22 protein-coding genes and 2 riboswitches are annotated in these 22,119 nt (G+C 46.8%); of the genes, 13 read left to right on the top strand and 9 right to left on the bottom strand.

Features of this window, described 5'->3' with window-relative positions:
- Window positions 1–242 precede the first annotated feature (242 nt).
- The gene (gene argS / locus QFZ77_RS06435) at window positions 243–1,916 is read right to left on the bottom strand and encodes an arginine--tRNA ligase (protein WP_307437707.1); all 1,674 of its coding nucleotides are present in this window, start codon (window positions 1,914–1,916) and stop codon (window positions 243–245) included.
- Window positions 1,917–1,921: 5 nt separating this feature from the next.
- A complete protein-coding gene (locus QFZ77_RS06430; protein ID WP_307437706.1) occupies window positions 1,922–2,332 on the bottom strand; it encodes a YwiB family protein in 411 nt (136 codons plus the stop codon).
- A 283-nt stretch (window positions 2,333–2,615) separates the two neighbouring features.
- On the opposite strand from QFZ77_RS06430, the gene QFZ77_RS06425 reads away from it, so the two are divergent.
- Window positions 2,616–2,912: a hypothetical protein gene (locus QFZ77_RS06425; RefSeq protein ID WP_307437703.1), complete on the top strand. Its 297-nt coding sequence runs from the start codon at window positions 2,616–2,618 to the stop codon at window positions 2,910–2,912.
- 120 nt (window positions 2,913–3,032) lie between these two features.
- Here QFZ77_RS06425 and speE read toward each other — a convergent pair whose 3' ends face one another.
- Window positions 3,033–3,860, bottom strand: coding sequence for a polyamine aminopropyltransferase (speE, locus tag QFZ77_RS06420; RefSeq protein ID WP_307437700.1), 828 nt, complete (start codon window positions 3,858–3,860; stop codon window positions 3,033–3,035).
- Between the two features lie 284 nt (window positions 3,861–4,144).
- Between speE and QFZ77_RS06415 the strand changes: the two genes are divergently transcribed.
- Window positions 4,145–6,247, top strand: a complete 2,103-nt coding sequence (locus QFZ77_RS06415; RefSeq protein WP_373462570.1) for a transglycosylase domain-containing protein — start codon at window positions 4,145–4,147, stop codon at window positions 6,245–6,247.
- Between the two features lie 172 nt (window positions 6,248–6,419).
- On the opposite strand, the gene QFZ77_RS06410 is transcribed toward QFZ77_RS06415, so the two are convergent.
- Together QFZ77_RS06410 and QFZ77_RS06405 are read right to left on the bottom strand one after the other, a co-directional pair.
- The gene (locus QFZ77_RS06410) at window positions 6,420–6,911 is read right to left on the bottom strand and encodes a YwhD family protein (RefSeq protein WP_307437697.1); all 492 of its coding nucleotides are present in this window, start codon (window positions 6,909–6,911) and stop codon (window positions 6,420–6,422) included.
- 126 nt (window positions 6,912–7,037) lie between these two features.
- Window positions 7,038–7,565 (bottom strand): hypothetical protein, encoded by a 528-nt coding sequence (locus tag QFZ77_RS06405; protein WP_307437694.1) that lies wholly within the window; start codon window positions 7,563–7,565, stop codon window positions 7,038–7,040.
- A 147-nt stretch (window positions 7,566–7,712) separates the two neighbouring features.
- Here QFZ77_RS06405 and QFZ77_RS06400 point away from each other — a divergent pair, with 147 nt between their 5' ends.
- The 6 genes from QFZ77_RS06400 to QFZ77_RS06375 all read left to right on the top strand — a co-directional run bounded on the left by QFZ77_RS06400 (window position 7,713) and on the right by QFZ77_RS06375 (window position 12,576).
- Entirely contained in the window at window positions 7,713–9,713 is a 2,001-nt protein-coding gene (locus QFZ77_RS06400) for a M1 family metallopeptidase (protein WP_307437691.1), read from the top strand.
- Between the two features lie 76 nt (window positions 9,714–9,789).
- Window positions 9,790–10,608: a hypothetical protein gene (locus QFZ77_RS06395; RefSeq protein WP_307437688.1), complete on the top strand. Its 819-nt coding sequence runs from the start codon at window positions 9,790–9,792 to the stop codon at window positions 10,606–10,608.
- 167 nt (window positions 10,609–10,775) lie between these two features.
- Window positions 10,776–10,914, top strand: a riboswitch (cyclic di-AMP (ydaO/yuaA leader).
- A 3-nt stretch (window positions 10,915–10,917) separates the two neighbouring features.
- Window positions 10,918–11,394 (top strand): C40 family peptidase, encoded by a 477-nt coding sequence (locus QFZ77_RS06390; RefSeq protein WP_307437685.1) that lies wholly within the window; start codon window positions 10,918–10,920, stop codon window positions 11,392–11,394.
- 141 nt (window positions 11,395–11,535) lie between these two features.
- Window positions 11,536–11,638, top strand: a riboswitch (guanidine-I (ykkC/yxkD leader).
- Window positions 11,639–11,727: 89 nt separating this feature from the next.
- A complete protein-coding gene (gene sugE / locus QFZ77_RS06385; protein ID WP_307437682.1) occupies window positions 11,728–12,048 on the top strand; it encodes a quaternary ammonium compound efflux SMR transporter SugE in 321 nt (106 codons plus the stop codon).
- Window positions 12,049–12,110: 62 nt separating this feature from the next.
- A complete protein-coding gene (locus QFZ77_RS06380; RefSeq protein ID WP_307437679.1) occupies window positions 12,111–12,341 on the top strand; it encodes a hypothetical protein in 231 nt (76 codons plus the stop codon).
- Window positions 12,342–12,396: 55 nt separating this feature from the next.
- Window positions 12,397–12,576, top strand: coding sequence for a hypothetical protein (locus QFZ77_RS06375; protein WP_307437677.1), 180 nt, complete (start codon window positions 12,397–12,399; stop codon window positions 12,574–12,576).
- Window positions 12,577–12,728: 152 nt separating this feature from the next.
- On the opposite strand, the gene QFZ77_RS06370 is transcribed toward QFZ77_RS06375, so the two are convergent.
- Complete coding sequence (locus QFZ77_RS06370) at window positions 12,729–13,622, bottom strand: class I SAM-dependent methyltransferase (protein WP_307437671.1); 894 nt, start codon at window positions 13,620–13,622, stop codon at window positions 12,729–12,731.
- 198 nt (window positions 13,623–13,820) lie between these two features.
- On the opposite strand from QFZ77_RS06370, the gene QFZ77_RS06365 reads away from it, so the two are divergent.
- Window positions 13,821–14,399 carry a hypothetical protein gene (locus QFZ77_RS06365; RefSeq protein WP_307437669.1) on the top strand — a complete coding sequence of 193 codons (579 nt, stop codon included), beginning with the start codon at window positions 13,821–13,823 and terminating at the stop codon, window positions 14,397–14,399.
- A gap of 76 nt (window positions 14,400–14,475) precedes the next feature.
- On the opposite strand, the gene QFZ77_RS06360 is transcribed toward QFZ77_RS06365, so the two are convergent.
- From QFZ77_RS06360 to QFZ77_RS06350, 3 genes are all read right to left on the bottom strand, one after another.
- A complete protein-coding gene (locus QFZ77_RS06360; RefSeq protein ID WP_307437667.1) occupies window positions 14,476–15,417 on the bottom strand; it encodes a hypothetical protein in 942 nt (313 codons plus the stop codon).
- 2 nt (window positions 15,418–15,419) lie between these two features.
- On the bottom strand, window positions 15,420–16,490 hold the full coding sequence (locus tag QFZ77_RS06355) for an ABC transporter permease subunit (RefSeq protein ID WP_307437664.1): 1,071 nt from the start codon (window positions 16,488–16,490) through the stop codon (window positions 15,420–15,422).
- Window positions 16,491–16,634: 144 nt separating this feature from the next.
- Window positions 16,635–18,350 carry an ABC transporter ATP-binding protein gene (locus QFZ77_RS06350; protein ID WP_307437661.1) on the bottom strand — a complete coding sequence of 572 codons (1,716 nt, stop codon included), beginning with the start codon at window positions 18,348–18,350 and terminating at the stop codon, window positions 16,635–16,637.
- Window positions 18,351–18,499: 149 nt separating this feature from the next.
- On the opposite strand from QFZ77_RS06350, the gene QFZ77_RS06345 reads away from it, so the two are divergent.
- The 4 genes from QFZ77_RS06345 (at window position 18,500) to QFZ77_RS06330 (ending at window position 22,094) form a co-directional block, all read left to right on the top strand.
- Window positions 18,500–19,282 carry a lipase family protein gene (locus tag QFZ77_RS06345; protein WP_307437658.1) on the top strand — a complete coding sequence of 261 codons (783 nt, stop codon included), beginning with the start codon at window positions 18,500–18,502 and terminating at the stop codon, window positions 19,280–19,282.
- Between the two features lie 184 nt (window positions 19,283–19,466).
- A complete protein-coding gene (locus QFZ77_RS06340) occupies window positions 19,467–19,937 on the top strand; it encodes a hypothetical protein (protein ID WP_307437656.1) in 471 nt (156 codons plus the stop codon).
- Complete coding sequence (locus QFZ77_RS06335; protein ID WP_307437654.1) at window positions 19,934–20,437, top strand: hypothetical protein; 504 nt, start codon at window positions 19,934–19,936, stop codon at window positions 20,435–20,437. The genes QFZ77_RS06340 and QFZ77_RS06335 overlap by 4 nt, the downstream gene beginning before the upstream one ends.
- A 121-nt stretch (window positions 20,438–20,558) precedes the next feature.
- Window positions 20,559–22,094: an MDR family MFS transporter gene (locus tag QFZ77_RS06330; RefSeq protein WP_307437651.1), complete on the top strand. Its 1,536-nt coding sequence runs from the start codon at window positions 20,559–20,561 to the stop codon at window positions 22,092–22,094.
- The last annotated feature ends 25 nt before the right edge of the window (window positions 22,095–22,119 follow it).

Raw genomic sequence — 22,119 nt, 5'->3', positions numbered from 1 at the left:
ACATGTAAGGAACAAAAGTAGCTCTAAATATATCAGAAAAATGCGCTAGGGTTGCATTACACAGTAAAATACACGCCCCCAAATATGACCGAATAGACACTTTCATGGCGCGAAACATTTGTTATGGTAGATGCACCACAAGTTAAGTCCACCAGACTTATACGCTGGTATGAACAAAAAAAGGGACGATCTCCATGTCTGCGTAGACATGGAGATCGTCCCTTCGGTTTGTGGAGCAGATGTTACATCCGCTCTGGGGCGGATACGCCAACTACACGAAGCGTGTTGGCTAAGGTAATGCGAAGCGCGCCGAGCAAGGCGAGGCGTGCCTGGGTCAAGGCCGCGTCATCCGTGATGACATAGTGGCCTCTGTAATAGCTATGGAACTGGCTTGCCAGTTCATAGACATAGCGGATGAGCCGATGCGGCGCATATTGATCGGCCGCAATGGCGATTTCCTCCGGAAGCTCGCCCATCTTGCGCAGCAAGTCGAACTCAGCTTCCGACGCAAGCTGGGTAAGGTCTACTTGCTCCAGCGGCAGCACCTGGATGTTCTGCTCTTCCGCCTGACGGAAGATGCTGCAAATCCGCGCATGTGCGTACTGCACATAGAACACAGGGTTCTCATTAGACTGAGAAACCGCCAAGTCCATGTCAAAGTCCAAATGTGAATCCATGCTTCGCATCGCGAAGAAATAACGAATCGGGTCTACACCGACTTCGTCCATAAGATCCTCCATCGTGACTGCTTTGCCAGTTCGTTTGGACATTTTCACCTTTTCCCCATTTTGGAAAAGGCTCACCATTTGGGCAATAAGTACAACGAGTCGATCCGACTCAAAACCAAGCGCCGTCATAGCCGCTTTCATCCGTGGAATGTAGCCATGATGATCCGCGCCCCAAATATTAATCAAACGCTCAAAGCCGCGCCCAAATTTATTGCGATGGTAGGCAATATCCGGTGTAAGGTAAGTAAAGGAACCGTCATTCTTAATCAGTACGCGATTCTTGTCGTCACCTAGGGGTGTTGTGTTTAACCAAGTCGCGCCTTCTTCTTCATATATGTGTCCATTATCCCGCAGCTCTTGGAGAACGGGTGGAATGAGGTTATCTTCATAAATCGACGTTTCGGAGAACCAGTTGTCGAAATGAACACCAAAGCGACCCAAATCGCGTTTGATTTTATCGAGTTCTTTTTTCAACCCGTAGGTACGGAAATAAGCACGACGCTCATCTTCTGGCAAGCTGAGAAGGCGATCTCCCTCTTCCGCAGCAAGATCCGCTGCAAATCCTTTGATATCTTCACCGAAATACCCGTCTTCCGGCATCTCCGCTTCTTGTCCGAGAGCCTGCAGATAACGGGCCTCGATTGATTTGGCCAAATTGACCACTTGGTTGCCCGCATCATTGATGTAGTACTCTCGGGAAACGTCGTATCCCGCCAGATCGAGCACGTTGCATAGCACGTCCCCCACTGCTGCTCCCCGAGCATGTCCCAAATGCAGAGAACCTGTTGGATTGGCGCTAACGAACTCCACTTGCACTTTAAGTCCTTGACCAACGTTCGTCGCACCGTAGCGATCACCTAGTTTTTGAACATTTTCAATAACCGGGTACAGGTACACTTTGTTCATTTTAAAATTAATAAAACCAGGCCCCGCAATTTCCGCTTCTGCAATATTGGCTTTATCTTTTTGCAGGTTAGCAATAATTTGCTCGGCAATTTGTCTTGGGTTCTGCTTAGCAATACGGGTCAGCTGCATCGCGACATTCGTTGCGAAATCCCCGTGCGTTTTCTCTTTCGGGACCTCTAGAATAATCTCCGGTATTTGCGCCTCGTCCACGATACCTGCAGCTGTAACTGCTTCTATAATGGCTTGTTTAACTATGGCTTTGACTTCGTTTAGTACATCCATTCGTCTTACTCCTCCTGAATTAACAACTTGATCCTGTATGTTCCCGCATGAGTGCCTGATGCATATAAATCATAGCTCCACCTTGTGATACCGATGCCATATACGGCTTCCGAGGTCAGCTCATGTGTCTCGATTTCGAGTTCCAATCTACCTTGGGGTGTTTGATAAAAGCCAATCCTCTTCTCGCCGGGCAGAAATGTTTGCTCTGCTTGCACGTCCCCTTGGCGGACAATTCTTATCTGATTGTCTTCCAGCTTAATGAGCGTCACTGTTCGTCCAAGCTCGTTCGGCTCTTCTTCATAGCGGATGTACGTGTGATCGCCTTTACGATAGAGATCCCCTCGCGCCTTCTGCACGGTTGTCTCGCTCCCGCTTCGACTTTCAATTCGGATCCGCACGCGTTGCTTAGCCGTCATGGTCCGTCATTCTCCTATTCTGCAATACCTGTTTGCACCTTATGTCAGATAAGGCAAGTTAGGTATTAGTTTATATGAAAGGTTCGCTAAATTCAATGTATTACAGGAGATCAGCGTACATAGCGGGGTTATCGTCGAGCCGATTTCTCTGTAAGTTTGGTGAAATAAGACGTACATAGATCCTGAGAGAATCGATTTAGATGTATAAAGTGCAGGCTTTTTTGATAAAAACATTGAACTCGCACCGAGAACCTGCATTTCCTACATCAAATTTGGGTGATTTTTGCGTTTTGGGCAAGTTTCACTGAAATTTGATGTACTTTTCGCAGCTAAATTACCTGAGAAGGCAAGCCAGGGGCGGAAAGCTGGGAATACATACACCGTGTGTACGGGGGCAACGAGCGGTAGGAATACGGGGCAGCCGAGTGAGGATAACGGTAACATTGAGAGTTTGATTACAAGACAGCCGGGTAACCGCGACGGGGACAGTGAGAGTTGGAATACCAGACAGCCAGGCGGGCGAAGGATAGCGGGAGCCAGTCGTACAAGCACAGCGGCAACGTTAGCGCCAAGTACATAAAGAAGTATGCGTCATCAAGAGTAGTCCGACCAAAGTAGGGCATCCGCAACCCAAGCCGCCAAAACAAAAACCGCCAGTGATCCCGTGACATGCACAGAAACAACCGGCGGTTCATTATCATTATTTAATCAAATCTTCAACAAATTTAGGCAATACAAAAGCCGCTCTATGTAGGCGTGGTGTGTAGTACTTCGTTGGGAATTCCGGGATTGCTGCTTCCTCAACTTGCAGTGGATCGTGCTTTTTGCTGCCCATTGTGAAGGTCCAGAGACCGCTTGGGTACGTAGGAATGTTCGCGCTGTACACACGTACGATTGGGAAGATTTCTTTGACATCACGGTTAACTGTTTGGATCAGGTCTGCTTTGAACCAAGGGTTATCCGTTTGTGCAACGAAGATCCCGTCTTCTTTTAACGCATCAAAGATACCTTGGTAGAAGCCTTTGGAGAACAGCTCAACAGCTGGACCAACAGGTTCAGTGGAATCGACCATGATCACGTCGTAGGTGTTTTTGTGATCGTGAATGTGCATGTAGCCATCGTTAACAATGACTTCTACACGTGGGTTGTCTAGTTCGCCGGCAATGGTTGGCAGGTACTTTTTGGAGTACTCAATTACTTTACCGTCGATATCAACAAGAACAGCCTTTTTCACTTTCGGGTGTTTCATGATTTCACGGATTACTCCGCCGTCGCCGCCGCCTACTACAAGCACGTTCTCTGGGTTCGGGTGGGTAACAAGCGCAGGGTGAGCAACCATCTCATGATAGACGAATTCGTCTCTGACCGTTGTCATAACCATACCGTCCAGGGTAAGCATTGTTCCCCATTCTTCGGTTTCGATCATTGAAAGGTCTTGGAAGTCCGTTTGTTCTCTTACATATGTCTCTTTTACTTTTGCTGTAATGCCGAAGCTATCGGTTTGTTTCTCTGTGTACCACAGTTCCATGTTTATACCTTCTTTCGCTGCTATATTTGGATGAATAAATCCTGACATTCGTTGTCTCTAACAGTGTTCCACCAGTTGGAAAAGTCATGCGAAGCGGATCTTTAATTCCCAACCCCTTCACACGCACAAATTGTATTATAGTTCATTACCCCCAAAATGCAATATTTTCCTAGGGTTTTTGAACATTTAACAAAAAATATTTACAATTCGTTGAATACGGACTGCCACGTTTTTCCATACTGGATAGTAACGCCTTAGAGCATGAAGAAAGGAGGTAAGAAGAGATGTCCGAGAACGAGAACCATCGTCAGCCATCCACAGGCTCACAACAAGCACCGAGGGATAAAGAGGTACCTGCGTCAATGCGCTGGATGCGTCGTATTAAGAAAATGTTCTCATTCCTATTCACTTCCTGCGTTCTGCTCCTTGTCGTGGCAGCTGGCTTTCTCGTCTATTTGCGTGCTCAAACACTGCCCGTTACCAAAATGCTGCAAACCTCCCAAATGTACGATACACATGGCGAACTGATCGATACCTTCTATTCGGGTCAAAATCGACAGGTTGTCTCACTGAGCGAAATATCGCCTTATCTCATTAAAGCAACGCTCGCTGTGGAGGATCAACATTTCTATGATCATTTCGGCGTAGATGTGAAGGCAGTTGCCAGGGCGGCTGTTGTCAATGTGCAAGCTATGGCTAAGGTGCAAGGTGCAGGAACGATAACTCAGCAATTAGCTCGGAATTTATATTTAAATCATGACCGGACTTGGTCGCGTAAAATCAAAGAAACCGTGTTCGCTGTGCAAATGGAAATGCAGTTGACCAAAGATGAAATTCTGACGAATTATTTGAATCAGATCTACTACGGTCATTCGACGTATGGGATTGAAACGGCTTCCGAGCTTTTCTTCGGCAAGCATGCCAGTGAATTAACGTTGGCGGAAAGCGCTATGATCGCCGGTGTCCCTAAAGGACCTCGCTACTACTCGCCATATTATGACCTGAAGAATGCGATGGATCGGCAAAAGGTGGTGCTGCAGACGATGGTGCGCAGTGGCTTCATTACACAAAGCGCTGCTGACGCCGCAGGCAAAGAGAAGCTGACGATTCAGCCCCTTACGAAGAAGAAGCCCGCCGCAGCCCCCTACTTCCGGGATTATGTACGAGCACTGGCAACTGATAAGCTGGGCATTCCGGAGGAACAGTTCGATCAGGGTGGCATTCGTATCTTCACGACACTGGATAAAAATGCTCAGCAGATTGCTGAGACTGTGATTACGAAGCAGCTGACGGGTAAACCAGACCTTCAAGCCGCCCTGGTGGCAATCGACCCAAGGACAGGAGAAATTAAAGCGATGGTCGGCGGTCGCGACTATTCCGAGAATCAGTTCAACCGTGCACTATCGAATACGAGACAGCCGGGGTCCTCTTTTAAACCGATTGTTTATATGGTCGCTCTGCAAAATGGCTATACACCTGTGACGCAGGTAAAAAGTGAGCCGACGGTGTTTACCTACGATGAAGGCCGTCAACGGTACACACCCAGAAACTTTAACGATCAGTATGCCAATGTTAATATTGATATGCGGCAGGCGATTTCGAAGTCGGACAACATCTATGCGGTGCATACGATTCTAGACGTCGGTCCTGCGAAGGTCATCGATCTGGCTCGCAAGTTGGGTATAGCTTCTCCGATGAAGCCTCTGCCGTCGCTAGCACTGGGTTCCTTCCCCGTGAGCCCACTAGAGATGGCGTCAGCGTTCGGATCGATTGCGAATCAAGGCATACATCATGAAACAACAGCGATTGTGCGTATTGAGGATGCGAACGGTCAAATTTTATATGAAGCGAACCCGCAAGAGGAGCAAGTGCTTGATCCAGCTGTCGCCTATGTGATGACGAATCTGATGGAGAGCGTGTTCGAAGAGGGCGGAACCGGCAACCGCGTAGCCAGCACGATTAAACGTCCGATAGCCGGCAAAACCGGCACGACCGACACCGATGCGTGGCTGGTTGGCTTCACACCGGAGCTCGCAACCGCCGTATGGGTCGGCTATGACAAAAGTAGGGATATTTCCACGGTTGAGTCTCACTTGGCTTCTCCGATCTTCGCGGAATTCACCGAACAAACGTTAGAGGCGATACCGCCTAAGTTGTTCCCGATTCCTGAAGGAGTAACCAGTGTCTATATTGATCCGGTGAGCGGCAAGCTGTCCAATGAGGACTGTCCGAACTCACACATGGAGGCTTTTCTGGTTGGCACGGAGCCGACAACGTTCTGCACAGGCAAACCCGCGAAGCCAGCTTCGAACGATGATCCAAAGAGCACCCCTAAAGGTCAAAACGGCTCTTGGTGGAATGATATCAAACGTTGGTGGAACGACTGATCCGCCTGTTTTCAGAGAACACAAAAAGGCAGAACTAAGCGCGTCTTAGTCTGCCTTTTTGCTGTCCTAGTATATGAGGTAACATACACTAGGGTCTAGTATACAAGGTTCACCCAAACGTAACAATGGATGACACATAATGTTCATAATCTCGATTCATGCGTTTGATCGCTTAGGAAAGTGCATCTTTCAATGCTTGATCCGAGCGATTCCACCATTCCTCGTTGTGTGCGATCAGCTGATTTTTGAGCAGCGCCCGCTCCTTGTCATCCAAGCCGTCGAAGATGAATTTACGCTTCATTGCAGCATCCATTTTATTCACGTGCTCGGCTAGAATTTTCCACCCTCTGCGAGCTTCTGTGTCAATCAACATTTCGCAAGCTGTCATTCCGGCGTAGTAAGCCCCTTCTTCGGTACGGTCTACTGCCACCCAAACGATCCAAGCTTTACGGCCACTCGGCACATCTTCTTTGTTCGTTGAGAATTTGATGCCTTTTTCGATCTTGCTTTTGGCATGAAGGGTACCTTCGTCCAGGTAGGCCTCATCCCCATCAATAATGACACCAGATACGTTGCTTAGGTCGATCGCTCCGGCACCGAATCCTTTATGGTTCACTTTGGAACTTACTATATTTAAGGCCAGCTTCTTTTTATCCGCTTCCATGAGGGCACCTTCCAGTCTTCGTAATGTTAAAATGACGCTTTGCTTTCATTGTAGCTAAAGTCATCCTCCAGAACAAGGGCTGGTTGCTGTTAGTGTGGGGGGATAGTTACTCGTTACCGTCTTTTACTACTTCACTTCCACCGTGATACTGCCGACGGCCCTTTCATCTATAAAAGCATCCAAACGCCAAACGCCCGGGTTATCAAACCTCATCATTGCGGGAAACCCCGCATCAGCCCCATTCATCGGTACCTTTCCCGGCCAATTCATTTCCCCGACTAAGGCATTATTTTGCAGTAAAACCTGTTTTTTCTCTCCGGTTGTAACACTCACTGCTTCAACGCGGAATTTCTTCCCTGTCAGAGGCTCGCCCTGCTTCCATATGTGCCACATATATTTGTTAGGCATATTTACCTTATAACCCCCTGGACTCAGGAGGCCGATCTTTCCCTTCTCTCCCTGCAATTGATAGCTGCCGCTTTGAAAAACAGGACTTACCTCTGCCTTATCCATCTCTGCTACTGGCGTAACCTGTTCCCCAGATTGTACGTTAACCGCTTTAGGAAACCAAGAAAATTGAGATAGCACAGTGATGAGAACAATCAGACCAACGAAGCAGCTCAAAACAACGATCACTTTTCTAAATTTATACATCGATTCCACACCCCTTATACCTTATAGACTCATTAATTAGCCACTTCGTTCCCCCTCCTTCTAACAATTCTTTTCCAAGCTCAGAAATATTCCCTAGGTTGTCTACATATACATGCTGTAGATGCTTGTTTAGGCGGGGTGGATATCATGAGTGTTCTATTCAAAAACCGCAAGGTTCAATGGTTCGTTGTCATGCTCCTTGCAGCAGGCACTGTCCTGCTGTCTGAAAATTTGCTCCCATCTGCAAGTAAATGGGCCGTTCCAGTCGTCTCTAAGGATGAAAAGTCTGCTCCGGCGCCGGACATGCAGCCTGCAGATAGCGCCAAGTCATTAGAGAAGCAAGCGCCAACAGCGCTTAGCTATCGTATTGCGGAGTATCACATGAACGTTGCTTATACGCCCGAAACGAGGCAGCTCAATGGGCAGCAAACGTTGACTTGGGAAAATCCGGGAACCGTCCCTGTGCAAGAGCTTTACCTCCATCTGTATCCCAATGCATTTGCCTCAAAGAAAACGACGTTTATGCGTGAATCTGGTGGTAAGCTGCGTGAAGATGAAGCCAAGGCAGACAGTAGTGGCAGTATGAAGTTGCTTTCTGTGAAAACGGTTGACGGCGAGGATCTCAGTATGCGCATGGCGTTCGTGCAGCCCGATGACGGCAACAAGGACGATCATACGCTGCTCAAAATCCCACTGCCTAAACCGGTAGGGGCCGGGGAGCAAGTCACGATCAAGACAGAATTCCTCGTCAAGCTGCCTGCCGCCTTCGCAAGAATGGGCTATGTGGATGACTTCGTCATGGCCGGACAGTGGTTCCCTAAAGTTGCTGCCTATGAACGAATTGGAACAAGAGGACGTACAGAGCCGGGTTGGAATCTCCACCAGTACCATGGAAATTCGGAATTTTATGCCGATTTCGGGATGTATGACGTGAAAATTCAAGTGCCGGCGAACTACATCGTAGCAGCTACTGGTTTCCCCGTTAAGCCTGCTGTGACCGACAACGGGATGAAGACGTACCAATTTTATGCGGATGATGTGCATGACTTCGCTTGGTCGGCATCGCCTCATTTCGTTTATGTGGAAGAACCCTACTCGACCGCACAAATACCCGGGGTCAAGATCAAGCTCTATCTGGATCCCAATCATCAGGACTTGAAGGACCGCTATATGTATGCCGCTAAAAAGGCACTTTCCCGCTACAGCCAATGGTACGGATCGTATCCTTATTCGACCCTTTCGATTGTCGTACCTCCCCCAGGAGGCAACGGTGTGGGCGGTATGGAATATCCAACTTTGGTGACGTCGTGGGATGCTAGCGACAAGAAACCAGATCTAGAGCTAGAACGCGTCGTTGTTCACGAGATTGGACATCAATTCTTCTATGGAATCGTAGCTAGCAATGAATTCGAAGAAGCTTGGCTGGATGAGGGCTTTACCTCCTATGCAGAGGATAAAGTCATGGAAGCGGAGTACGGGGTGTCCCCTAATTTACCTGTCGAGTCAAGCTTTATTACATCTCCTCATACCCTGCAGCAGAACTCATGGGCCTATACGGGACATGATCAATACGCAGAGAATGTGTACACACGAGGAAAGCTCGTACTTAAAGCCATTGAGAAACAGGTTGGCAGTAAGACGATGGACCGCATCATGCGCACTTATTTCCAACGATGGGAATTCAAACACCCTTCTACGAAGGACTTCCAGAACGTTGTCGAAGAAGTGACCAAGACGAAGTGGGATGATTTCTTCAATCAATATGTATACGGCGCCATGATGATGGATTATACGGTGGAGAGCATCCGAGTCAAATCCTTGGGCAGCAAAGGGGCAGAGTCCTACGAAAGTGCAGTTCTCATCTCCAAACGCGGCGGCAATTCGCCTGAAGTGCCGATCCAGTTCCATTTCTCTGACGGAACCGTACTGGATAAAACATGGGATGGTAAAGAAAGCAGTATCGAATTCAAATTAACCCACAAGACTCCTGTAGACTGGGTTCGAATTGATCCTAATTACTCGCTCGTGCTGGAAAATAAGCATATTAATAATTTTATGCAAACGCAAGTGGATACGAAGTGGAAAATCCGCTGGAATCTCGGTCTCATTCAATTCCTTCAAGCCATTTTCGGCTGGGTCGCCTGGTAAGCGACTAAAGCAAAACTCTTAGGTACATGCTTACGAAGTAAGTTTTGCTAAAGCAAAACTCTTAGGAGGGACAACTGTGGCAACTTATATCAAGTCTGGCTTCAGGGCGGCTTTACGGCAACCTTTCGCCACGATCGTCTTGTTCCTGTATCAGATGGGCTGGGGCATCCTGCTGTATAAGCTTGTACAGGGTGTTCTCGTCCCTCTCATGCACCGCTATCCAGGTGGCGAGCAGCCGAAGCAAGCGCTGCAGCTATTTCTAGCTGAAGGACAGTTCCAACTGGTCAAAACCGATCTTAGCCATTCCTACCTCTGGTGGCTGGCTGCTCTACTTGTTATTCGCATGCTGCTCACCCCCATGTTAAATAGCGGCGTCTACTATTCGCTGACCCATTCCCAGCAAAATGCCGGCTATCGCTTTTTCCGAGGCATCAAGGAGCTCATGCTCCCATTCCTAATCGCGTATGTCGTTCGAATCTCGCTTTCCTTACTGCCGCTCGTATGGCTGTTTCCTAAAGCGCAAAAACAATTCGCACATACCACTTCGTATGAGCAAGCAGTTCTCCAATTGCTGCCTTGGTTTCTGGGCTTGCTCGTCTATGGCTTTCTCTTACATCTTCTTTTTATGTACGTACAATTCGCGGTTGCTGCCAAACTTGGCATTTTGTCCACCGTCATCACTTTCGTTCGCAGTTTTCTTCCTATTATCGGGCTTGCGCTTATCCTCCTGCTCGTCTCGGGACTATTGGCAGGGGTCACTGTCACTGCAACATACATCTGGGCAGGTCTGGTAGCGCTAATCATTTATCAGCTCTTCCCGCTTTTCCACATTTTCATCCAAATGTGGGCCATAACATCCCAATATCAGCTTCTTTCTGCAAAAATGGACAGTTAAAAACAAATAAAATAAGTTAAAGTTGGCTTATATTGGTTCTCCCCCTTGCAAAAGGGGCTTTTTTTTGTCTCTTTTCCGAACTATTGACATATTTTTAAGACAAAATGCATAGAAAAGGAGGAATTTCGATGTTTATGACGAATTACAAGGACTAGCATCAAAAAACCAAATATTTCATGCCGAATTCCCCATTTTTTGGGGAAACGGGGGAACCACACCGGGTGAATTGATCTTGCAAGACAGGGATCATAGGGAACCTTCAACCGAACCCTCCAGCTAACCTCGTAGGCACCGGAAGGAGACAAGCAGTTGAGAAAGATTGTTGTTCTTGTTTTTAGTCTTGTTTTGTTTTTGAGTGTAGGTTTAGGAAGTGTGTCTGCGTCACAATCCACTTTGGATGAAACGGTTGACGGATTGCTCGGAATTCCGTACAGAGATGCGGGAACGACAACAAGAGGCTTTGACTGCTCTGGTTTCACCGCATACGTTTTCGACAAATTCGGCATTGACCTTCCGCATAGCTCAGCATCTCAGAATAAAGAAGGCTACTGGATTGACAAAAAGGATCTTCGCAAAGGTGATCTTGTGTTCTTTGACACAAGCGGCGGCAAAGGTATCTCTCACGTAGGTATCTACCTTGGAGACGGTGAATTCATTCACTCTGCATCCAATGAAGGTATAGTGAAAAACAAACTTAGCCAATCTTATTACGCGAAGCGGTATGTATCAGCCCGACGTGTTCTGTGGGATGATATCTACAACCAATTAACTGCTGAATCCAAGTAAATTCTTGCACGATTCATGAATGAAGCCCGGAAAGCCCCGCTCGAAAGAGCAGCTTTCAGGGCTTTTATTCATTTCGGAGGCATAGCGTATAAAGAGAAGCTTGTAACTTGACATCGAATGTTAGCCGTTCTATAATAACGGCATGTCGTTTTCTAGGGTTCCGTGGCGTTCATCGCCAGTCTGGTCCAAGGGGAAACACACAGCGAATACGCTGTGGTCACGGAGGGGAAAAAGCCCGGGAGTCATATCGCTTTAGCGATATAACTCCCGGGCTTTTTCCTTTTTTTGCGACTTAATAGGTACGTATAACAAATTCAAGAGGAGTGATTCATCATGGCATGGTTATATCTCGTCATTGCAGGTGTATTTGAGGTAGTATGGGCGATCTCGTTGAAATTTTCTAATGGTTTTACACGTTTAGTTCCTTCCAGCGTCACGATCGCAGGGATGATTGTAAGTTTTTATTTTCTAGCGGCAGCCACGAAAACTCTTCCCATCGGCACAGCATACGCGGCTTGGACCGGCATTGGTGCTGTCGGTGCGATTATTATCGGCACCCTTTTTCTAGATGAACCCATTAGTTTAACAAGGATCTTGTTCATGATTCTGATCTTAGTTGGTGTTCTAGGTCTTAAATTTACTTCTGGGCATTAGGGATTTTGAATAAATCGGACCCTATCTATGCAGATTAAGCCATACAAGGAGGGAAATTCAACGTGAATACATCTGATGATATCAATCGAAAACAGAATCGTAATGACCAGTTTCTCGGGGAGGGGTTAGAAGTTGACTCCGATGTTAACGAGGATCGCAACCGAGAGCAGCAATTGGACGATTCGTTTCAGTACTGGTACAGAAACGTCGGTTATTGGGTGCAGCAAAAGGAAGATTTGACTCAGGTACCGAAAGAGAACGTCTTCGATGCCGCCGCTGATTTGGATAGTTAAGGTTAACCGACAGTTCAAATATTACATCTAGAATCTATCATTGGAGGTATGAACGATGTCTGACAATACGAATAACGTTGATGTAAACAAAACGAGTATCTTTAAAAACGGGGTTCAATCCGCAACAAATTATGTACAGAACGCCATTGAAAACGTAACTGCATCCACGCAAGACGCAACTCAAAACTTAGTGAATAACGTAATGAAAAAACGACAAAATGAAAATAATAAATAATTAGATTGAAGATGTGAATTTTAATGAGGAATTCATTGTTCTATTGGGAATCCCATATAGAAAAAGCTTAGTCAGAAAGCAGCCGCAGGGCCTTGACTAAGCTTTTTTTGTTGGTCTAATGTATATCGTGAGTACTGACGCGAAATTAATTATTATGCAACTGTGTAGCTGACATACCAGAAGCTGTTTCCCACAAAAATTCGCAAATGCTGAGATAAGGGCTTAAAAATGTCGTTTAGTTCTTCATACGAGTAGTAGTTTTTGATAATTTCATGCATGGATCCGTCAGCCAGCTCGCGTCTTTTGTAGGTATCCTCACTATGTTCATTCGTTAGCAACTCTCCGCCTCTTCCGGACACGTAAACATTATCGGCGATAAAGACGCGGGCACCTGTGCCTAGACGTTGGTGGAAACTCTGCAGAAATGACTCGATCCGATTCTTCGGAATATGTGAAAACCAGAAGTTGGCAAGACCAAAGTCGAAAGCCCCTGTCACTTCGGAGAGCTGGTACGCATCTCCCTGAACAAATGCTGCATTTGAAGCTGGCCAAGGCTTCGATTTAGCAATTTGCAGCACTTCTGGACGAATATCAACACCTACGATGTGCTTAGCAGTGCCCGCCGCAATTTCGGTCCAATACCCTGTCCCACAGGCTACCTCAAGTACGTTGCGACCCTCCACCTGCTTCCTAATCATTGCTGCCAGAAGTACAAGCTCTTGTTGGAACTCAGCGTCCTCCCGATGGTAAATCCGTTCATACTCTTCCGCTCGGGCGCCGTAGTATTCTTGCATTTTCACTTTCTCCTCGTTTAAAAGCTGATGCTTATCCTTCACTTCGTGGAGAATTCGTTGTCTGGCTGCCAATAAATCAGCGAAAATAGCGCCACCCTGTGCGGAGTAGTTAGCTAGCAAGCCATGCGTGGCCATCACAATTAGCTGTGTCATCGACAGACCCGTTTCGTCGGCCATTTGCTCTAGGTCCGACTTTACTTTCTCCGGTAAGTAAACAGAGAGTCTTTTGGTTTTGTCATTCTTGTTATCCACGTTAGGCATCTCCCTCATGATTTTCCATTATTTTAACATATATTATGTGTTAATATAACACTTAAATTACTTTTTGACGGCAAGTTAAAAATTGAGGCTGCATTTTTAGAACTCTATCAGCTATTAACCCTCGCAAATCACTCTATCAAACATAGAATACTTTGTAAGTAAATTCATATTTTGATAGGAGATGGTTAGATGATTAAGAAACAACGTATCGCAGGTAGACCGACTAAAATTGTTAGACTTCCTAAATGTTCAGGCCTACCGAGAACGAAGGCAATGCTGCTGTACCACGCTCAACTGAGAAAGCACAACAGACTAGGAGCAGGCCGCTTTCTGAGCCAGCGTACAATCTCGATCGGAACCGATAATTCTTGGTTCAACGCCCAGATCATTCCTCGTAATCCAGCATGGGTACCGGTGACTAACGCCAACTATGTATGGTACTCCGGCAATCTGAGCGCTGAGAATGCCGTCATTTCGACACGATTCTCGCTCTCGCAGCGGAGAGCCATTCTCGCCGCATCGCTCTTCTTGTCGGTCGACAATTACGCTGTTGTGATCATCAATGGTGTGCCGGTGGTCTATGATGCACCACAGAATACCCCTTCATTCTACAACACTGGTCGCACCTTCAACGTACGTCGCTTCTTAAGACAGGGTCGTAATGACATCGTCATCATCGCTTTTAACTTTGGTGGACCTCGTAGTGATGCTGCGCCTGCAGGCGTAGCTGCTAGATTGGACATCCAACTCAGCTCATTACGACGATAATTCACATGGAAAAAGGTCGGAGCCCATCCTCAGGATGGAACCCCGACCTTTTTTTTGCTTTTACATCAATTGACGTTCACTGCCGTAGCGGTGTTTGAGCTGATTCAAGAAAAACTGCAGTGCTAGGAATAGTCCTGCGAAGCTGGTGCCTGCACTCAGTAATAATCCATGGATGCAGTCGAATGTACCTTGAGCCATAGGCGATTAGCGATAACCATTCACCCGATGTTGTGATGGCAATGGAATAGCCCGCATCGCTATCACCAATTGTCTCAACCCCGCCAAGTACAATGTTAAAAACAGCCAACTGCCCTAACAAGAAAAGCACCTGCATGAATTCGCTCAGGAAGATGAACAACATTTCATTTCTCATACAGGGAACCAAATGTCGCATCGTTCGATGGTATACAGAACCACCCATCAAACGTGATGCCTCAATAAAAAGTCGTTCATTATAATAACGTGTCCGATCTGCCACTTGATGGGCTAACGGGAATATCCCAATGAATGTGACTAGGCTAACAAACGTAACCGTGAACAGCAGCTGGTAATGCGGGTCCGCCTTCAGCCCCTGATCGAGCCGCAGCCCAAAGTACATGCCTGCTAAAGGCGGGAACAAAAAGACAAATGCAGGCATAGAGGAAACGACCCACTGCATGGAGCGAAGAATGCTCCATCCTCTGCCCGTAGTCCCGCTCCACAATCCCCATGGGAGGGCAAAAACAAAGCGAATCAAAGTTAACGCTAATGCCGTACCCAGTGTATATTTCAACCCATTCAACAATAAGCTCAGCACATCAAAGCCCCTATGATCGGTGCCCAGCAGGAAGGTGCTGTTCGGCGCGTATGGAGGAATGCTGTATCTCGTTTTACCATCCTCTTGATATTGGAGCATATTAATCTTGTCATCCGGTGTAACCCCATGGGGCATCAGCCATGTGCCGAATATCATCACAAGCAGGATGAGTACGATGAGTGTAATCGAACAGTAGTAAGCAGTTGATGAGCGTTTCAACATCGTCAAACCACCTCCCCTGTCCGAACAATACACTTCTTGCGCAGCAGTGCGTAGAACACATGAAAAGCCATAGCGACTAGCGCAAGTGCCATACAGATAGCCGACATGGAGGAGACACTCTGTAATGCTGGGGAGACGATAAAGCCTCCCAAGCCGGAGATTCCGCAGATGGCTTCCGCAACAGCCATACTGGCAAGTGCCAGTGTGGTCGCTTTGGGTAAGATCGCTAGCAAATCCGCCATTACATTTCGCATAACATGAGAGATGAGCACCTCTCTGCGGGTTAACCCTTTGGCTAGTGCGGTAACCACATAATCCTGTCCAAGTTCACGCGCGATCGCGATGCGAAGGGTGCCGTAGATGGTGACCGAGGGAATCAGCGCGATCGTGAGAAAGGGGATGAGGAACGGCGTCTTATCACCGACTTGAACAATAAGCAGCACAAAGTGCCCCAAATATTTTGTCGCATAGATCGCCCCCAATTGGATGAGAACGATTAAGAAAAAATCAGGCAAGCCAACAAGCAAGGCATGTGTACCATCCATCAAGGCACCTAATCGGCGGAACATGGATGCTATCATCGCAAATAGCACACTAAGCACAATCGCAAGCAGTAAACCAGGAATGAAATAAGTGCATGTGCGAAGAAGCATGTTGGGGAGCTCACCAAGAACAGCAACCTCTTTCCTATTGAAAGGACTGCGGAATTTGCCAAAATCACCATGAGCGAAACCTTTGATTTGATCTATCAGCGAATAACCGTAATAACGCCAGGAAATAATGGGATACTCAAGAGGCACAGTTGTAGCGCGAAATATGCCTTTAATGGACGTTGTCTTTCCGATGTAGTCCCACGACTTTCCATAAGGAACAGACAATACGCCTCCTTTTTCATTCAGAACTTGGCTGCCAGGCAACTGCTCACTTATTTTCTGGATGCTCGTATCCGGACCTATAGCGACCCGAATCTGATCCGGCTGCGTAGATAAAAAGGCATTACGGATATTGCTCAGAAAGAAGATGCACACAAGTGTAAATACCCCAAGCAACAACCACCGAAATATCGACTTCAACTATCGTCACCTCGCTCTATTATTCACCGTTGGTAGATAACTATTGTCATAGTTTATCACGATTCATTTGGAAGTTCTATCCTATCTTTGGGAATAAAAAGAGGCTGCAGCGAACTAGCCTAAGCTAGCTTGCTGCAGCCCGGCTCAAGAGCTGAACTGCGCTTGGTGTAAGCGGCTGTACACACCGCCAACAGCGATGAGCTCCTCGTGCCCGCCCTGCTCGGTGATGCCTTGCTCCGTCACGACGACGATACGATCGGCATTCTTGATCGTCGCCAGCCGGTGGGCAATGACTAGCGTCGTGCGGCCACGCGACAGCTCGGAGAGCGACTGCTGAATCGCCGCCTCTGTCTCCGTGTCGAGTGCCGACGTCGCCTCATCGAGGATGAGAATCGGCGGATTCTTCAAGAACATCCGCGCGATCGCGAGGCGCTGCTTCTGACCGCCAGAGAGCTTGACGCCGCGCTCACCTACAACCGTATCCAGCCCCTTCGGCTGCGTCTGGATATAAACCTCCAGCTGCGCACGCCGCGCAGCTTCCCAGATTTCCTCATCCGTCGCGCCAAGCTTGCCGTACGCGATGTTCTCCCGCAAGGTGCCGGAGAACAGGAACACATCCTGCTGCACGATGCCGATCTGACGGCGCAGCGACTCCAGCTGGATGCTGCGAATATCGAGGCCATCAATGGAAATGCTGCCCGCACTCACGTCATAAAATCGGGGCAGCAGGCTGCAGATCGTGGTCTTCCCGGCACCTGATGGACCCACGAAAGCAACGGTTTCTCCCGCACGAATAGATAAGCTGATATCATTCAATACACGGGCTTCATCCCCGTAGCCGAATGACACCGAGTCGAACGTAATTTGACCATCGAGATGGCTAACCTTCATTGCATTCGGCTGATCAGCTACCTCTGGCTCCGTATCAATGACTTCAACATACCGTTTAAAGCCGGCAATTCCCTTGGGGTAGCTCTCAATGACATTATTAATCTTCTGAATGGGACCAAGAAAAACGTTCGTTAAGAGAACGAAAGCAATAAATTCTCCATAGGTAATCTGCTTGTCAATCACGAACCACGTGCCGCAAATAAGAACGAAAACCGTTACCAGACGCATCAAAATGTAACTCAGCGAAACATTCCACGCCATGATTTTATAGGAAAGCAGCTTCGTCAACCGGAACCGTCCATTGTTATCCTCAAACAGTTTCTTCTCATAGGACTCATTTGCGAAAGCTTGAACAACACGAATCCCGCCAATATTGTCTTCGACTCTTGCGTTAATATCGGCAAGGTCGCCCATCATTCGTCGGAACGTTTTCGTCATTTTTTGATTAAAATACACCGCTATCCATAGCAAGAATGGGACAATAACGAAGGTTAGGAGCGCTAACTTCATATTAATATGAAGCATAAGCAGGAGTGCACCGATCAGCGTCATAACCGCGATGAACAAGTCCTCTGGGCCATGATGCGCAACTTCACCAATTTCTAGTAGATCGTTTGCCATACGGGACATCAATTGACCCGTTTTGTTATTGTCATAGAACCGAAATGAGAGCTTCTGCAGATGATCGAACATCTTTTTCCGCATATCCGTCTCGATATTAATCCCTAGCTTATGTCCCCAATACGTGACTATGAAATTCAGTACCGTGTTGAGTCCGTAGACAGCAAGCAAGCCCGCGCAGGCCCAAAGAATCCAAATCCAATTCCCGGCAGGAAGCAATTTATCGACGACCTGATTAACAGCAAGCGGGAAACCCAGTTCTAGGAGCCCAGCCACGACCGCACAGGTAAAATCCAAAATAAATAAGTGCTTATAGGGCCGATAATACGAAAAAAAGCGTTTTAACACATATATCTCCACCTTCCTTCGCCTATTATACCTGATAGGATCTGCCAGCTGAAAGTCTCCTAGAAAATAGGCGATTGTCGGAGGACAGCTGTCCACTATTTTCATATATATAGGAGAAAGGCATCCTGTGTATATGGAGGAATCGACTTATGCTCAGCAACTCATTAGATACACGGACGGCCATCTTTCTAGCAGCTATGTGCAGCCAAAGTTATATCCAATTTGAAAATGGTCCCGAAAGCGTTATTATGCCACACAATTACCGGTTGGTTTCTTCCTTCAAGGCCACATCCATCCTGAGTGAAAAAGAATTGTTCGGCTTTATTGCCGAATCCGATAGACAAATTGTCATCGTTTTTCGAGGCACGCATACGACATCCGATTGGATCTCCGATGCCATTGCCAGGCAAATCCAGTTTCCTTACACCAAAGAGCAGTGCTTCGTACACGAAGGGTTTCTCGACATCTACCGTTCAGCCCGCAAATCGATTGTAACAGCGCTAAACAAACTTTCCACTGAGAAAACGCTGTACATTACAGGGCATAGTCTTGGTGGAGCTCTCACTGCGTTATGCGCCACCGATATTTCCACAAACACGAAATTTAATAATCCATCCGTGTATACTTATGCTTCACCGCGTGTTGGAAATCAGGCATTCGCTAGTCTTTTCAACCATAGGACTGGGCCTCATTATCGGATTTATAATACCAACGACTTCGTTCCTTTGCTTCCGCCCTTCATCTATACATCGCCTCGAACAGAAAAGATTTACCACTATATTCATGTGAAAAAGGGGGTTGAATTAACTTTTCAAGGGGGCGCCGTCTCCGCTAACCACTCGATTAGCAACTATTTCACTGAACTTGCCAAGCTGGATCCCCGCTTCACGCAGCAGTTATACGCACAGACTCCGGGATTTTGTCCGAACTGAAAAAGATTGCCAATCACCAGACCAGAAAGGCCGGGTAGGAGGCAATCTTTATTTTGTTTACTTAGATCAGCTGTCCCCTCCTAAGAGGAAGGTTTAAACATCTCAATAAAGGTAAAAATAGGAGACGATACTTATTTGCATCTTTTTACGCTATTCGATTATTTTGTCGCAAAGGAGCCCTGCCTTGATTCTAGTCATTTGTCTGCTTTTTGTTTGGTTTAGTATCCTTATATTTGCCGTCCTGCCCAATAAGTTGTCTGTCATTACGAACGTGCTGCTTTACATGCTCTTAGCTATTGTGGACATTAACAAACTAACGATTTTAAGTGACACTTTAGGACTTTTCCAACTTAGTAAAAAGGTTCCTGAATTCCTTTCGGTTATTTTACATAGGGACTTCACCTTCTCAATAACACTTCTCACTTTTGCCAATGTCTATTTGACCACATTGAAACGCAGTATAAAAATAGGCATTTCTCTCTATACATTCACTTTTCTCTTGTGCACAGGCCAATTCCTAAGCTTGAATGGTGCTATAACCTATGTGAAGTGGAACATCTTCTACGAGTGCCTTTTAATCGTTTCACTCATGATTTTCACTTATTGGGCTGGCCGCTTATTCATTCATCTAAAGCAAAAGGAGAGGTCTCTATGAATGACATAACCATTTACGATAATGGATTTAACGGAAACGAATGGTTCGTCATTGCGATGATTGTCGTGGGGACCCTTGCGATTTGGATATTACCAAAAAAATTCACCTTAACACAGAGCTTGTTTAATTTATTGATAGGGGTTGTTTTTGGTCTCATGTTTGATCATACGATTGCCGTCCCACCCTTTGATTTCTACGATGTTGGTGACGAATCCCATTATCAGCTGTTTGATATTTTCTCCTATACGATGTATGCTCCATTTGGTTATATATTTGTTTATTTCTACAAAAAATGGGATGTGCGTGGTTTTTACACGTTACCCTATATCTTACTCTGGACGTCAATGGGCATTGGTATCGAGTGGCTAAGCGAGCTTGTTGGTATATTTCATTACAAACATGGGTATAAGCTCGTTTATTCGATACCGATTTATTTATTTTTGCAAGCTATTCATTTATTACTTTACCGAACGTTCTTTCCGGAGCGTAAGACGATTTAATAGACTACTTCTAGAGCAAATTCTTTTCCTCACGAGGTTTCAACCCTGACAGACTCTTGTCAGGGTTGTTTGTTTATAATCGATTTATACAAATCAATGAATGAAGAAGGGAAATGATTATATGACGAAATCAACGAACCAAACCGGCATTGTTTTAGCTGGATTACTGCTAGCCATTCTAATGTCTTCGATGGACAATACCATCGTTGCGACCGCTATGGGCTCCATTATCGCAGACCTCGGAGGACTCGATAAATTCGTTTGGGTAACCTCGGCTTACATGGTCGCTGAAATGGCAGGGATGCCAATTTTCGGTAAATTATCGGATATGTATGGGCGTAAACGTTTTTTCATCTTTGGTATCTTGGTGTTTATGCTTGGATCCGCTCTTTGTGGAACAGCCACCTCGATCGTACAGTTAAGCTTGTACCGGGCCATACAAGGCATTGGCGGAGGTGCTTTGGTACCCATTGCCTTCACAATCATGTTCGATGCGGTTAAACCAGAAAGCAGAGGCAAGCTAATGGGTTTGTTTGGAGCAGTGTTCGGTATGTCCAGCATCTTCGGGCCGCTCCTTGGCGCTTATATGACCGACTATATTAAATGGGAATGGATTTTCTATATTAATTTACCACTTGGTCTGATTGCCTTCCTAATGGTTGCCATCTTCTATAAGGAATCCCGTCAGCATGCTAAACAGCGTATCGACTGGGCCGGCGCTTTCTCGCTTGTAGGTGCCATCGTCTGCCTAATGTTCGCCATGGAGCTTGGCGGTAAGCAATTTGCGTGGAACTCCGCTCCGATTATTGGCTTATTTACTGGATTTGCTCTTCTCACGGTTAGTTTCCTCTATGTGGAGACGCGGGCAGAGGAACCTATTATCTCCTTCCGGATGTTTCGGGATCGCCTCTATTCGGCAAGCAATGCGATCGCGATGTTAAGCGGAGCAGCCTTCATTACGGCTTCTGTCTATATTCCGATCTTCATTCAAGGTGTTCTCGGAGGAAGTGCGACGAACTCAGGCCTCGTACTTCTGCCTATGATGCTCGGCACTGTCGTTACAGCTACCGCTGGCGGCTTCCTCATTAGTAAATTTTCATATCGAGCCATCCTGATCTCCACCCTCATTCTGCTTGTGGCAGGTATGGCACTGCTGATTACTTTGACACCAGATTCATCGCGTTTGCTTATTACTATTTATATGATATTAGTTGGCTTAGGAATCGGCGCTTCATTCTCTGTGCTCAGTAACGCTGCCATTCATTCCGTACCTGCCAGTCAACGAGGGGCAGCGAGCTCTACGCTGAATTTCCTTCGCTCACTCGGCATGACGATCGGAATCACTATCTTCGGTATTATTCAAAGCCATTCGTTAACCCGGTATTTATCGGATGCCTTTACGGGGAGCGGACAATCCGCGATGCCGCAGGGTCTAGACTTTAAAGACCCGCATGCTCTGCTTGACCCGGCGACTCGCACCCAAATTCCGGAGCAAGTGCTTGGTAAAATATCTGAAGGACTTTCCTCCTCCATCGTGGCCACATTTGCGTGGGGACTTATCCCTGCAGTACTCGCATTAGCTGCCGCTTTTGCCATGAGCAAAGAGAAACTCGTGATAGAAACAGATAAAGAAACGTTCGCGGCCGCATCGCATTAAGGCAAGTTTCGTATAAACCGTGCAA

The organism is Paenibacillus sp. V4I3 (assembly GCF_030817215.1).
In the GTDB taxonomy this organism is placed as follows: Bacteria; Bacillota; Bacilli; order Paenibacillales; family NBRC-103111; genus Paenibacillus_E.
The sequence above is the reverse complement of the archived record's forward strand: the minus strand, read 5'-3'. Positions and strand labels throughout refer to the sequence as shown.